The 12,408-nt window shown below is 49.9% G+C and carries 14 protein-coding genes; 5 read left to right on the forward strand and 9 right to left on the reverse strand.

The window, feature by feature from the left end:
- Positions 1 to 31: 31 nt before the first annotated feature.
- Positions 32 to 880, reverse strand: a complete 849-nt coding sequence (gene nadC / locus AC5RDV_RS04945) for a carboxylating nicotinate-nucleotide diphosphorylase (protein ID WP_040603168.1) — start codon at positions 878 to 880, stop codon at positions 32 to 34.
- Positions 881 to 1,216: 336 nt separating this feature from the next.
- Positions 1,217 to 1,357, reverse strand: coding sequence for a hypothetical protein (locus AC5RDV_RS04950; RefSeq protein WP_172604653.1), 141 nt, complete (start codon positions 1,355 to 1,357; stop codon positions 1,217 to 1,219).
- Positions 1,358 to 1,526: 169 nt separating this feature from the next.
- On the opposite strand from AC5RDV_RS04950, the gene AC5RDV_RS04955 reads away from it, so the two are divergent.
- The 3 genes from AC5RDV_RS04955 to rlmH all read left to right on the forward strand — a co-directional run bounded on the left by AC5RDV_RS04955 (position 1,527) and on the right by rlmH (position 3,238).
- Positions 1,527 to 2,471 (forward strand): NAD(P)H-dependent flavin oxidoreductase, encoded by a 945-nt coding sequence (locus AC5RDV_RS04955; RefSeq protein ID WP_282747149.1) that lies wholly within the window; start codon positions 1,527 to 1,529, stop codon positions 2,469 to 2,471.
- Between the two features lie 125 nt (positions 2,472 to 2,596).
- A complete protein-coding gene (locus tag AC5RDV_RS04960) occupies positions 2,597 to 2,749 on the forward strand; it encodes a YqaE/Pmp3 family membrane protein (RefSeq protein WP_008622165.1) in 153 nt (50 codons plus the stop codon).
- A gap of 15 nt (positions 2,750 to 2,764) precedes the next feature.
- Positions 2,765 to 3,238, forward strand: a complete 474-nt coding sequence (rlmH, locus tag AC5RDV_RS04965) for a 23S rRNA (pseudouridine(1915)-N(3))-methyltransferase RlmH (RefSeq protein WP_282747146.1) — start codon at positions 2,765 to 2,767, stop codon at positions 3,236 to 3,238.
- 17 nt (positions 3,239 to 3,255) lie between these two features.
- Here rlmH and AC5RDV_RS04970 read toward each other — a convergent pair whose 3' ends face one another.
- From AC5RDV_RS04970 to AC5RDV_RS04980, 3 genes are read right to left on the reverse strand one after another with little or no spacing between them, the layout of a single operon-like run.
- Complete coding sequence (locus AC5RDV_RS04970; RefSeq protein ID WP_282747144.1) at positions 3,256 to 4,266, reverse strand: endonuclease/exonuclease/phosphatase family protein; 1,011 nt, start codon at positions 4,264 to 4,266, stop codon at positions 3,256 to 3,258.
- Positions 4,263 to 5,741, reverse strand: coding sequence for a hypothetical protein (locus tag AC5RDV_RS04975; RefSeq protein ID WP_337409604.1), 1,479 nt, complete (start codon positions 5,739 to 5,741; stop codon positions 4,263 to 4,265). The genes AC5RDV_RS04970 and AC5RDV_RS04975 overlap by 4 nt, the downstream gene beginning before the upstream one ends.
- Positions 5,742 to 5,795: 54 nt before the next feature.
- Positions 5,796 to 7,253 carry an aminoacyl-histidine dipeptidase gene (locus AC5RDV_RS04980; protein ID WP_282747242.1) on the reverse strand — a complete coding sequence of 486 codons (1,458 nt, stop codon included), beginning with the start codon at positions 7,251 to 7,253 and terminating at the stop codon, positions 5,796 to 5,798.
- Positions 7,254 to 7,358: 105 nt separating this feature from the next.
- On the opposite strand from AC5RDV_RS04980, the gene AC5RDV_RS04985 reads away from it, so the two are divergent.
- Both AC5RDV_RS04985 and AC5RDV_RS04990 read left to right on the forward strand, forming a co-directional pair.
- The gene (locus AC5RDV_RS04985) at positions 7,359 to 7,580 is read left to right on the forward strand and encodes a hypothetical protein (RefSeq protein WP_282747142.1); all 222 of its coding nucleotides are present in this window, start codon (positions 7,359 to 7,361) and stop codon (positions 7,578 to 7,580) included.
- Positions 7,581 to 7,594: 14 nt separating this feature from the next.
- Positions 7,595 to 8,224: an OmpH/Skp family outer membrane protein gene (locus AC5RDV_RS04990; RefSeq protein WP_008629492.1), complete on the forward strand. Its 630-nt coding sequence runs from the start codon at positions 7,595 to 7,597 to the stop codon at positions 8,222 to 8,224.
- A 68-nt stretch (positions 8,225 to 8,292) separates the two neighbouring features.
- On the opposite strand, the gene AC5RDV_RS04995 is transcribed toward AC5RDV_RS04990, so the two are convergent.
- The 4 genes from AC5RDV_RS04995 to cysC are packed head-to-tail and all read right to left on the reverse strand — an operon-like array spanning position 8,293 to position 12,392.
- Positions 8,293 to 9,408, reverse strand: coding sequence for a sulfotransferase family protein (locus AC5RDV_RS04995; protein ID WP_276786231.1), 1,116 nt, complete (start codon positions 9,406 to 9,408; stop codon positions 8,293 to 8,295).
- 23 nt (positions 9,409 to 9,431) lie between these two features.
- On the reverse strand, positions 9,432 to 10,859 hold the full coding sequence (gene cysN / locus AC5RDV_RS05000; RefSeq protein ID WP_008629496.1) for a sulfate adenylyltransferase subunit CysN: 1,428 nt from the start codon (positions 10,857 to 10,859) through the stop codon (positions 9,432 to 9,434).
- 16 nt (positions 10,860 to 10,875) lie between these two features.
- Positions 10,876 to 11,787 (reverse strand): sulfate adenylyltransferase subunit CysD, encoded by a 912-nt coding sequence (gene cysD, locus AC5RDV_RS05005; protein ID WP_276786397.1) that lies wholly within the window; start codon positions 11,785 to 11,787, stop codon positions 10,876 to 10,878.
- Between the two features lie 8 nt (positions 11,788 to 11,795).
- The gene (cysC, locus tag AC5RDV_RS05010) at positions 11,796 to 12,392 is read right to left on the reverse strand and encodes an adenylyl-sulfate kinase (protein WP_008629499.1); all 597 of its coding nucleotides are present in this window, start codon (positions 12,390 to 12,392) and stop codon (positions 11,796 to 11,798) included.
- Between the last annotated feature and the right edge of the window lie 16 nt (positions 12,393 to 12,408).

Raw genomic sequence — 12,408 nt, forward strand, 5'->3', positions numbered from 1 at the left:
CCGTTTGTCCATCCGACAGACCCATGGCCTGTCAACAAGCCTTAAAACTCATATCCAACCCTTTGACGGAATGGGTCAGTGCCCCGACGGAAATGAAGTCTACCCCACACTCGGCATAATCGCGCAAAGTGTCGAAAGTGATACCGCCGCTCGATTCTGTTTCAAAACGGCCGCCTATCATCTTCACGGCCTTACGCGTATCCTCCACGGAGAAGTTGTCGAACATGATACGGTCTACGCCACCCATGTCCAATACCTGTTGCAATTCGTCGAAATTACGCACTTCGATTTCTATCTTCAGGTCCTTTCCTTTTTCCTTGAGATACTCATGGCAACGGTTGATGGCGTTGGCAATGCCTCCGGCGAAGTCCACGTGGTTATCTTTCAAGAGAATCATGTCGAACAACCCGATACGGTGGTTCACGCCGCCTCCGATTTTCACAGCCGCCTTTTCCAACATACGCATGCCCGGGGTCGTCTTACGCGTGTCCAACACACGGGTATGCGTTCCCTTCAGCCGCTCCACGTACTTATCCGTCATGGTGGCAATGCCGCTCATGCGTTGCATGATGTTCAACATCAGGCGCTCCGTTTGCAGCAGGCTCCTCACCCGTCCCGTGACAACCATGGCCACGTCGCCCGGCTTCACGTGCGCCCCGTCCTCGATGAACACCTCCACTTTCATGTCCGGATCGAAGCGACGGAACACTTCCTTGGCGATTTCTATTCCGGCCAACACGCCTTCTTCCTTGATGAGCAACTTGGATTTTCCCATGGCATCCGCCGGAATACAGCAGAGCGTAGTGTGGTCTCCATCGCCTATGTCCTCGGCAAAAGCCAAATCAATCAAACGGTCATTCAATTCTTCTACTGACAACATATTTCCTATTCCTTTAATGTATTCGCAATGATTTCCCGGCAAAGATACAACATAAAAACGAAAGGAGGTGCTTTTTTCAATACCTTTCGGAAGATAAAGAACGACGGACGGCATTTTCCGACTTTTGAATAACAAAAATCAATCGGCTGAGAACGTGAAATCAATCTGCGCCAAACGATTTTTCATTCTCAGCCGATTGATTTTTCGTTTGGCGCAGATTGATTTCACGAAAGCACTATACTGATATTCAATACATTACAATATTCAAAAACCACAACAAAAAGAAAAAAGACAAACACCTTGAACCTGCCTTTACAAACGCCCGGAGCGAATCTGTCATTTGATTTTCCACACGATGAGGAGCGGATTGCCGTCGGGGTTGAACTTCCGTTCCACCTCTTGCAGCGCAGGGGGCAACGTGCCATCTTTTTCCCGATATTGTTTCAACGTTTCCGCAATGGTATCAGCTTTACTCATTATGCCCTTACCCACCGTCATGGCATGAACTTGAGGAATTTCCCTTCGCGGTCGAACATCATCAGTATACGATCATCCTATAAAGAATGCTAATTCCGTAGGGCCGAAGCCGCGACCAGCCGTCTTTTTGCTTAACTTTGGGATACAACAACCCTAAAAGCAAACCGACATGAATAGAATATGCGAACTTTTCGGCATCCGTTACCCCATCATACAAGGCGGCATGGTGTGGTGCAGCGGATGGAGACTGGCATCTGCCGTCAGCCAGGCCGGCGGATTGGGACTGCTCGGAGCAGGTTCGATGCATCCGGAAACTCTCGTGGAACACATCCGTAAGATGAAGGCAGCTACAGATCGGCCGTGGGGCGTGAACGTCCCACTGATGTATCCGGAAATAGACCGGCTGATGGACATCCTCATACGGGAAGAAGTGAAAATAGTGTTCACCTCGGCCGGAAGCCCCAAGAAATTCACCCCGATGCTTCACGAGGCGGGCGTGACGGTAGCCCATGTGGTGTCGAGCAGCAAATTCGCACGGAAATGCGAGGAGGCCGGAGTAGACGCCATCGTAGCCGAAGGATTCGAAGCCGGAGGACATAACGGACGGGAAGAAACGACGACCCTCACCCTGATACCGCAAGTGCGCCGCGCCACCGACCTTCCGGTCGTGGCAGCCGGAGGAATCGGCAGCGGAGAAGCGATGTTGGCAGCCATGGCATTAGGAGCCGAAGGGGTACAAATCGGTACCCTTTTTGCCCTGTCGGCAGAAAGTTCGGCTTCGGAAGCCTTCAAACAGCATTGCCTCGCTTTGAACGAAGGCGGCACGATGCTCTGCCTTAAAAAGCTGTCGCCCACACGTCTGGTGCGGAATGGGCTGTTCGACAAAGTGGCCGAAGCGGAGGCCCGTGGGGCCCATGCGGAAGAACTGCGCGACATTTTAGGCAAAGCGGCCTCTAAGCGCGGCATTTTCGAGGGGGACACTGAACAAGGCGAACTCGAAATCGGACAAATCGCATCGTCCGTAGATGCCATACGTCCCGCCGGAGACATCGTGGGGCAACTCGTGGAAGACTTCCGGAAAGCACAGAAGGACGTGGCCGCCATCGGCTTTTGAAGAAAGCCGGAATGCGCCCTAGCCTACCGTAGTCACAAAACCGCACAGAAACGGAGGGTTTCCGTGCCGGTTCTTGAAACTTTTTCCTAACTTTGACCCGTCAATCAAGCACATAGAAAAATAAAATGTCATTATTCAGAGTTCTCCTTTCCATCATTTTTCCGCCTTTGGCCGTACTGGACCAAGGTTGCGGATCGGTAGTCATCGTGTTCATCCTCACCCTGGCCGGTTGGATTCCGGGAGTCATTGCGGCTTTGGTCATCCTAAACAAAAAATAATAATCCGTCGCGGCCATGAAGATTACCCTACTCGTCGTCGGCAAGACGAACGACCCGCATTTCATTGCAGGCATAGAAGAATATGCCAAACGTATCCGGCACTACCTGCCTTTCGGCATCGAAGTCATACCGGAATTGCGGAACACCAAAAGCCTTTCGGAAGAACAACAAAAGGAGAAAGAAGCGGATTTGCTGTTGAAAGCGTTCCAACCGGGCGACCATATCGTCTTGTTGGACGAACACGGACGGGAACATCGTTCGGTGGAGTTCGCCGCATGGATGGAAAAGCGGATGGCGGCCGGCCTGAAGCGGATGGTGTTCGTCGTGGGCGGCCCCTACGGTTTCTCACCACGCATCTATGCAAAAGCAAACGAAAAGGTATCGCTTTCGCGCATGACTTTCTCGCATCAAATGATCCGTCTGATTTTCACCGAACAAATCTATCGGGCCATGACCATCATCAACGGTGAACCTTATCATCATGAATAACCCTTCCGGGCAGACATTCATTCGGGAAACCGCCACTCGAAATCCAATGTCACCGGAAAATGGTCGCTGTATCCTCCTTTATACAACGGGCCTTGGTAGGTGCGGAACGGACGAACGCCGCCATACGTCTTTTCCCGTTCGCACATAAAAGGAAAGGCCACTATGGCACGACATCCGTCGGAGGTATGAAACGGACGGCTATTGTCCATCAACGCCGGACTGACCAAGATATGGTCTATCGTTTCCCATATTCCACGGTAACGGTAGGAACCTTTCACTCCGTCTGCGCAGAAGGGGGAAAGCCCCGGCTCACGGAAATACGGGAAAACCACCTCGCGGAACACTCTATCCTCCACATCGGCATTGAAATCGCCCATCCACAAGATACGGGCATCGGACGTAGCCGTACGCACCGAATCGGCTACAGCCCTCACCGTCCGTGCGGCCAGCATCCGATGGCGGCGCGAAACACGGGTCGCTCCCAAACGACTGGGCAGATGGCATACGAGCACGTGCAACGTATCTCCCGAGAGTACTTCTCCTTTTACGTACAAGACATTGCGCGTGGGCCGGAATCCGGCTTCTGCGGAAAGGACAGGAATTTCATGGGACTCCAATAAACGGAAACTACCCGACTGGTAGAGCAGGGCCACGTCGATGCCTCGCACATCGGGAGAGTGGGTCGCCACGTAACGGTAACCGAGCGCACGCAGGGACGAACGCCGGGTCAAATCGAAAAGCACACTGTCATTTTCCACCTCACACAACCCGACCAAATCCGGCAAACGTTCTTCTCCTACAGCCGCAACGACCTTGGACAAGGCATCCAACTTGCGCCAGTAACGGGCCGGTGTCCATTTCTTCTCCCCACCGGGTAAAAACTCACGGTCTTCCTTCAGGCTGTCATGACGGCAGTCGAACAAGTTCTCCACATTGTAGAACATGACCCGGAAAGGTTGCTGCCCCTTGACCGGAAGCCACGCGCTCCATCCACAAAGCAACGCCGAAAGCCAAACAAGCGGTTTCATTCTTCGGGCACGAATTCATAGCACCCGGCATCCGGTACCGGTTCCGTCAAACGGTCTGTCCCGTAACGGTCCGTCGGATAACGGGCGGCCCACTCCGTCGAGCCTTTGCCACGTGCAATGGAATTGTCTTTCAAACGGAAATCGTACAGATAGTTATCCGTATCGAACAACCGGAACTGTTCTTGGCCGGAACCCTCCTCGTCTTTCTTTTCATACACCACGCCGACGAAACGCGAGGCATCGTCTTCCGCCTCGACCGTACGAAGCACGCAATTCCCGAAATAGTAATCCACATCCTTGTTCTCGTCTTCCAGATTTCCCGTCACCACATCGTCGGCATATCCCGTCACCAGACAGTTCAGGAAATGGGCATGCTGGAGAGGATAATCCAAAGCTAACCATTTGTTGGCCAAATACAAGGCATCGCCCCGCTCAGCATCCCAAGGATAGAATTGCGCCAACGTGCAATGCACGAACTCGGCCCAACCCCCTACCACGGCCACACAATGCCCTAACGTGTTGCTGATTTGGGTGTTGCCTACCGACGCACGGCAATGGTACAGCCCCAATCCTTCGCCTCCTACGTTATGAATCACGCTGTTCTCCAACGTCAGTTTCATCGCGTCCGTGGAAGAGCTGTCGCACGCAATGCCGTAGGAAGCACTATGGATGTCCACATGGTTCAGCCGGTTGTCCGTACTCGTGGCCTTCAGCCGTATGCCCCCCCAACGGGAAGGCGTATTGTCGTATGGCAGGTAGTCGAACATCCGGTCTGTACGGTCGCCACGGAACACCACCGGACGATCGACCGTCCCTTCGGCCACGATACGACCGTGCACCCAAAGGTTAGCCCCGTCGTGGAAATACAACTGTACACCTGCGGCCATGGACAATGTCACTCCCTCTTTTACGGAAAGGCTGTCGTACACCACAATCGGACGTCCGGCCTCCAACAAAGTATCGGCTTCTATCACCCTGCCACGCCACATATAGGCATCCTGCCCCACTGCTGTAAGAATGACATGCTGCTCCGCCCCGCTCTCCAAGGCAAAAATCAGGGTGTCGTTCAAGGCTACGGGGGCATCCTGCCCGTTTTCCGGCATCGTCACCTCTGCAAAGACACGGATACTGTCTCCTGTACGCACCTCGAAATCGTATGCCCGTGCCCCGCTTTCAGGCTCCAGATAGGAACCGTCCACATTCACCCGAAAGGGAGTGGCATACGCTTGTTTCAGACGTACGGACGCAATACGCAGGCCATCTGCGTTACGGTTGTAAACCATCAGTTGGCGTGTGCTCGACCCTACGGTTGAAATCACGGTGTCGAACCGCACCGTATCGGCAGAAAAGGATAACAGCGCACTGCGGTCGGTCGTGAACGACATGGAGTCGTCACAAGACGTAAAACCGGATACGGCCACGACGCCCCACACAAGGACTGAGCCACAAAGGACGGATATTTTTCGCATATTCATAAATTCAAAAAAGGCATATCTGCCTTGTCATAACGCAGATATGCCCCGCTTATTTTAGGCTTTCACCGGAATATTCTTCAAAATGGCTTTGATATGATCCCAAACCATGGCAACCGTCGGTATCAGCAACCGTTCGTCAGGCGAATGTACTCCACGCAACGTCGGGCCGAACGACACCATGTCCAGACCGGGATACTTCTCGCTGAACAACCCACATTCCAATCCGGCGTGTATCCCCAACACTTTCGGTTCTTTGCCAAACAAGGCTTTGTAAGTTTCCACCGCTATTTTCAAAATCTCTGATTCCGGATTCATCTTCCAACCCGGATAGCCTTCGCCCACTTCCACACGGGCACCAGCCAACTCGAAAGCGGCTTTCACCATATTGCTCATGTGGTGGCGTGCACTCAGTATGCTGCTGCGCTGACTGGTTTTCACCAGAATCTTATTGCCGTCCGTCAGACGGATACTGGCCAAATTGGAACTGGTCTCCACCAAATCTATATCCTGCGACATGGAAAGAGTACCGTTGTGCACGGCCTGTAAAGCCCAAATGAGCTTGCGGGCGACTTCGCGCTCCACGGCTTCCGGCCTCGCGCTTTCGCTCTGCAACTCGAAAACCATGGTCTTTTCGGTCACGCTGTATTCTTCTTCCACATCGGCACTGAACAGATTCCAATCCACACGGATGCTCTCCTTGTCCTTCATCGGGATGGCACAAACCGCCATCGCTTCACGGGGTATGGCGTTGTGCAGACCTCCGGCCTGGATGTCGCATAAATATAAATCGTATTTTGCCCAAGCATTATACAGAAAACGCGCCAGTATCTTGTTGGCATTCGCCCGCTTCTTATTGATGTCGTCACCCGAATGTCCGCCCGTCAATCCTTTCACCTTCACTTCGAAGAAAAAATAATCCTGCGGAACATCCACCGGCGTAAAGTCGAATTCAGCCGTAGTTGCCGCTCCCCCGGCACAACTTACGAACAACTGCCCTTCGTCTTCCGAGTCCAAGTTCAACAAAATATCACCGGACATGAAACCAGGCTTCATGCCGAACGCACCGCTCAAGCCCGTCTCCTCGTCACGGGTAAACACACATTCTATCGGGCCGTGGGCAATATCCGAAGCATCCAACAAGGCCAACTCCATCGCCACGCCTATCCCGTCGTCGGCCCCCAACGTTGTCCCGTCCGCACGCAACCAATCGCCATCAACCCACGTACGAATCGCGTCTTTTTCAAAATCGAACTCCACCTCACGGTTCTTCTCGCAAACCATATCCATGTGGCTCTGTAAAATCACCGTCTTACGGTTTTCCATCCCCGGAGCCGCCCCCTTACGAATCAATACGTTTCCCGTCTCGTCCACTTTGCATTCCAAACCTCTTTCACGGGCAAACTGTTCCAAATAAGCTATCATCCGCTCTTCTTTCTTGGAAGGACGGGGTATCCGGTTGATTTCTGCAAAAAACTTAAAAACCTCGGTTGGTTTCAATGAGTTCATTTCCATATCCATAATTTTATATATTCATTCTACTAAATTTGGTTAAAAGCGAAGATACGACACAAATCCACGCTTTTAAAGTTTATCTTTGCAGCACAAATATACGCAAAAATGTTGAAGACACTATTGTTTACCCTGATAATTGTGGCCATAAGTATGGCATTCTTTGCCATAAAAATCCTTTTCAAGAAAAACGGCCGCTTCCCGAACACCCACGTAGGCCATAGTGCGGCTATGCGCAAACGGGGCATCACGTGCGTACAAACCATGGATGCCCTGGAACGCGTGGAAAACCCACATAAAATCAATGAACGCAGTACAAGAAAATCATAAATAAAGAAAAAATAATGAAGAAAAACAGTATCATTGGCGCAGGACTTATCACCTTGGCAGCCACATTCGCCCTGACGGGATGTAACAAGTCGGCACCGGAAGAAAAAACAAACACTCAAGCTACGGAAATCCCTGCAGGCGGATTGAAAATCGCATACGTGGAAATCGACACTCTGATGTCGCAATACAATTTCTGTAAAGACTACACGCTCCTGATGAACAAAAAGGGAGAAAATATCCGGGCTACATTGGCCGGAAAAGAACGCGCCCTCCAGGCTAAAGCCGCAGAACTGCAAAAGAAATATGAAACCAACCAGTTCACCACCAAAGAACAAGTGGAACAGGCTCAAATGACATTGGCCAAACAACAACAGGACTTGCAAGCATTAAACGACCGGTTGATGAATGATTTCGCCGCAGAACAAGCAAAATACAACACCGAAATGCGCGATTCCATCCAAGCATTCCTGAAAGAATACAATAAATCAAAGAAATTCGATTATATCATCAGCAAGGCGGGAGACAATATCTTGGTAGCCAACGCTAAGTACGACATTACTAAAGACGTGGTAAACGGCCTGAACAAGCGGTACAAACAGAAACCGGAAATGGCCGAAAAAATCAGCGGAAAAATCAAAGAATAAAAATAAGGCATCCTCTCACCCGAAAATGAGAGGATGCCTCGTTTTAAAGGAAAATACGGAATCCCATCTTATGGATGTATCTCATAATCCCAATCCTTAAGGGCATATCCCCAATTTTCATTCACCAACTGAATGGTACGGGGCTTATACTCATATTTGTTCTTTTTGTAGCCTTTCTTCCGGTCTGTATATCGGCGTATGGCAGCCTCGGCACAATGAAACTCGCGAATACCTAATTTTTCATACGCGAGCTTCGTAGTCCCGAATGCATCAGCCTCAAAATCCTCGAATTTCACTTCGAAAAGATTTCCTTCCGGCACATATTTTTTCTGTTCCTCGTAGGCGCGGTAAAGCTTTGTATAGGTAAGAAGAATATTCTTCTCCATCTCCTCGTCGCTGATATGCTGTAATTCCAACGGCTTGATGGTGTTGGTGAAGAAGCTACGTGTGCTCTCGAACACCGTATAGGGGTTACGCATCAGATAAATGAACTTGGCATTGGGAAACATTTCGACCAAGGCTTTTACACGTCCCGTATGAGGCGGGTTCTTGGATAAATACACATCACCTCCCGTCGTACAGTACCTGGAAATCTTCATCAACTTCACAAATGTTTCCTTGAATACCTGAAGTTCCTCTTTCGTAATGTTCTCGAACGTCAGATACTTGTCGCAATATTCCTGCCATTTCTGAGGAAAGAACCAAAAGTCATAGAAGGAATAAGGCATCATGTTCGACAAAGCGAATTCTTCCTCCTGCGGCAGGTCGGGAGCCAACTCCATATTATCCGTCGGACGCTTGTCCGGCATAAGCCACCCCATCGTCTTCTTGAAGAACGGTTGCCCGAACATCATCAGATGGGGAAATACAGTCTGGTACGTTGTCGTATAGCAAAAATTATCGTCCTGAGCAAAGATGTTGTGCACAAAAGTCGTACCGCTTCTCCAATGCCCGAGGATGAAAACAGGATCGTGGTCGAATTCGTACGCCCCCAACTTCTCCTCAAACCTGTGGTCTTGGATAGGTGCCAACAAACTCAACAGCCTGCATACGCTTTTCGTCAGATAATACTTGGTACGCTTGTCCGGAGCTATTTCCTGACCACGCGTCATTTCTTTAAACGTTTTCCAATCGGCACCTACTAACGTATTGACCGGAAGTTTGCTGAACTCTAATAATCCCATGAAACTTTGATTTTTAATTAAGGTTATTCTTTAATGATTTCTATCGCGAGACCTTGCCGTCCCAAATCTTTGACCGCTTTCTCTATGGCTTCGTAATGCTCTTTACCAATACCTAATTTAGGCAAGTCCAACTCCGGAAGACGCTCAACGTCATTCTCCTTGGCTTCCACCGGACCGATAATCATGCCCACAGCACTGGTGTTGTTCGTAATCGGATCTATCAATATGAAGGAACCGGTTGCACGGTTCTTCTGATAAGCATCAAAAAATATGGGTTTTGCCGTCGTGATATGCACTTTCCCGATTTCATTCAAATGAAAACAGTCTGCCGGACGCTGCTCCATCGTATTCACATCTACCTGATAACAAATCTCACCTACCGTGGCACGAGTCGTATTCGTATTATGCTTCAGATAAAAATGCTTGTTACGGTCCATCGGTTCTTCGTCCATCCATACGAGCATCGTCTCGAAATAGCGCCCTACTTCCGGCACGTTGTCTGGATGTACTAACATCTCACCACGTGAAATGTCTATCTCATCCTCCAACGTCAACGTCACGCATTGCGGACAAAAAGCCTCTTTCAAATCTCCGTCGTACGTCACAATACGTTTCACATGAGACTTCTTACGCGACGGAAGAGCCATGATTTCATCTCCTTCCCGTACCACACCGGAAGCTATCTTTCCGCAGAACCCACGGAAATCGAGGTTAGGGCGCAACACGTACTGCACAGGATAACGGAAATCCGTCATGTTGCGGTCGGTATGAATGGGCACGGTCTCCAAAAAGTCCAACAGGCTAGTGCCTTCATACCAAGGCGTACGCTCGGACTTTTCTACCACATTGTCACCATCCAAAGCGGAAAGGGGAAAACAAGTCACATCTTCTATACCTAATTTATCCGTCAAAGCCTTATATTCCGCTACGATGGCGTCGAACACGTTTTCGTCGAAATCCACCAAATCCATCTTGTTCACGGCCAACGCAATATGTTTGATTCCCAACAAGGAAACAAGAAAGGTATGACGACGGGTCTGCGTGATGACTCCCGTACGGGCATCCACCAATATGACGGCCAAATTAGCTGTGGAACCGCCGGTAATCATGTTGCGGGTGTATTGTTCGTGTCCCGGAGTATCGGCAATTATAAATTTGCGTTGGTTCGTCGAGAAATAACGATAGGCCACGTCTATGGTGATACCTTCTTCGCGCTCCGCCTTCAAACCGTCGAGCAACAAAGCATAATCTATATGGTCGCCGGCATTTCCCACACGTTTGCTGTCACGCTCCAAAGCCTGCAACTGATCCTCATACAGTTTCTTGCTGTCGAACAAAAGCCGGCCTATCAATGTGGATTTTCCGTCATCCACCGAACCGGCCGTCAACAGGCGCAACAAATCTTTTTTCTCGTCTTGGTCTAAAAACTCCTTTATATTTAATGTAGCCATATAATACCCTCCTGAATTAAAAATACCCTTCACGCTTTTTCTGTTCCATGGACGCCTCCTGGTCGAAGTCTATCACACGGGTCGTACGCTCACTCTTGGTGGTAGTCATCATTTCCTCCACAATCTTCTCTATCGTGTCGGCTTCACTTTCGATGGCACCGGTCAGCGGCCAACAGCCCAACGTACGGAAACGAATCTTCTTCATCTCAATCTTGTCGCGGTATTTTTCCGGCAAACGGTCGTCGTCCGGCATAATCAGTTGTCCGTCGATGTTCACTACCGGACGTTCCTTGGCATAATACAGCGGGACGATAGGAATGTTTTCCAAACGGATGTACTGCCAAATGTCCAATTCTGTCCAATTACTCAACGGGAACACCCGAATACTCTCTCCTTTGTGGATACGGGCGTTATAGATGTCCCATAACTCCGGACGTTGGTTCTTAGGATCCCACTGTTGGAACTGGTCACGGAATGAAAAGATACGTTCCTTTGCACGGCTTTTCTCTTCGTCGCGACGCGCCCCACCAAAAGCCGCGTCAAACTTATACTTGGACAAAGCATCCAACAAAGCCTTGGTCTTCATCAAATCCGTATGCACCTTACTGCCGTGCGTAAAGGGGCCTACCCCTGCCCGGAACGCTTCCATATTGGATTCCACAATCAGGTTCCAACCGTATTTTTTGGCATAGTCATCGCGAAATTGTATCATCTCCTTAAACTTCCACTTGGAGTCGATGTGCATCAAAGGGAAAGGAACCTTGCCCGGGGCAAAAGCCTTTTCAGCCAAACGAACCATCACGGAAGAATCCTTTCCTATGGAGTAAAGCATTACAGGATTCTCAAACTCAGCCGCCACCTCACGGATAATGTGAATGGACTCAGCCTCCAACTCCTGCAAATGACTCAATTTATATTCAGACATAATATTGTGATTTATTTATTGTTCAATATAAGTTCCAACACTTTATTAACCGATTCTTCCAACGTCAGAACGGAAGTATCCAACGTCAGAGCCGGATGTTCCGGCACCTCGAAGGGGGCACTGACTCCGGTAAAATCCTTGATTTCTCCCCGACGTGCACGGGCATACAAACCCTTTACGTCGCGTTGTTCGCAAACTTCCAACGGTGTGGACACATAGACTTCCCTAAAATCGTCTGCCCCGATAATCTCAGAAGCCATGTGACGGGATTCGTTCGTAGGACTGATAAAGGCTGAAAGCGTCACCACCCCCGTATCTACGAATAATTTTCCGATTTCAGCAATACGACGGATATTCTCTTTCCGGTCATCAGCCGAGAATCCCAAATTCTTATTGATACCGCTACGAATATTATCACCGTCCAAAATGCGGCACAAGATGCCACGCTTATGCAACTCCCGTTCTACACCGAGTGCCACCGTACTTTTCCCGGAACCGGACAAGCCAGTGAACCAGACCATCACCCCACGTTGTCCAAGAAGTTGTTCCTTGTCCGAACGGGTCATCATTTTTTCGTATATCGGATAGATATTTGTCGCCTCTCCCATAAACTGCTTACTTCTC

It is taken from the genome of Paraprevotella sp. (assembly GCF_986071375.1).

What these genes read in the sequence shown, in the direction of transcription:
- nadC (WP_040603168.1), bottom strand. Translation starts at nt 880, where the DNA reads ATGTTGTCAGTAGAAGAATTGAATGACCGTTTGATTGATTTGGCTTTT.
- AC5RDV_RS04950 (WP_172604653.1), bottom strand. Translation starts at nt 1,357, where the DNA reads ATGAGTAAAGCTGATACCATTGCGGAAACGTTGAAACAATATCGGGAA.
- AC5RDV_RS04955 (WP_282747149.1), top strand. Translation starts at nt 1,527, where the DNA reads ATGAATAGAATATGCGAACTTTTCGGCATCCGTTACCCCATCATACAA.
- AC5RDV_RS04960 (WP_008622165.1), top strand. Translation starts at nt 2,597, where the DNA reads ATGTCATTATTCAGAGTTCTCCTTTCCATCATTTTTCCGCCTTTGGCC.
- rlmH (WP_282747146.1), top strand. Translation starts at nt 2,765, where the DNA reads ATGAAGATTACCCTACTCGTCGTCGGCAAGACGAACGACCCGCATTTC.
- AC5RDV_RS04970 (WP_282747144.1), bottom strand. Translation starts at nt 4,266, where the DNA reads ATGAAACCGCTTGTTTGGCTTTCGGCGTTGCTTTGTGGATGGAGCGCG.
- AC5RDV_RS04975 (WP_337409604.1), bottom strand. Translation starts at nt 5,741, where the DNA reads ATGAATATGCGAAAAATATCCGTCCTTTGTGGCTCAGTCCTTGTGTGG.
- AC5RDV_RS04980 (WP_282747242.1), bottom strand. Translation starts at nt 7,253, where the DNA reads ATGGAAATGAACTCATTGAAACCAACCGAGGTTTTTAAGTTTTTTGCA.
- AC5RDV_RS04985 (WP_282747142.1), top strand. Translation starts at nt 7,359, where the DNA reads ATGTTGAAGACACTATTGTTTACCCTGATAATTGTGGCCATAAGTATG.
- AC5RDV_RS04990 (WP_008629492.1), top strand. Translation starts at nt 7,595, where the DNA reads ATGAAGAAAAACAGTATCATTGGCGCAGGACTTATCACCTTGGCAGCC.
- AC5RDV_RS04995 (WP_276786231.1), bottom strand. Translation starts at nt 9,408, where the DNA reads ATGGGATTATTAGAGTTCAGCAAACTTCCGGTCAATACGTTAGTAGGT.
- cysN (WP_008629496.1), bottom strand. Translation starts at nt 10,859, where the DNA reads ATGGCTACATTAAATATAAAGGAGTTTTTAGACCAAGACGAGAAAAAA.
- cysC (WP_008629499.1), bottom strand. Translation starts at nt 12,392, where the DNA reads ATGGGAGAGGCGACAAATATCTATCCGATATACGAAAAAATGATGACC.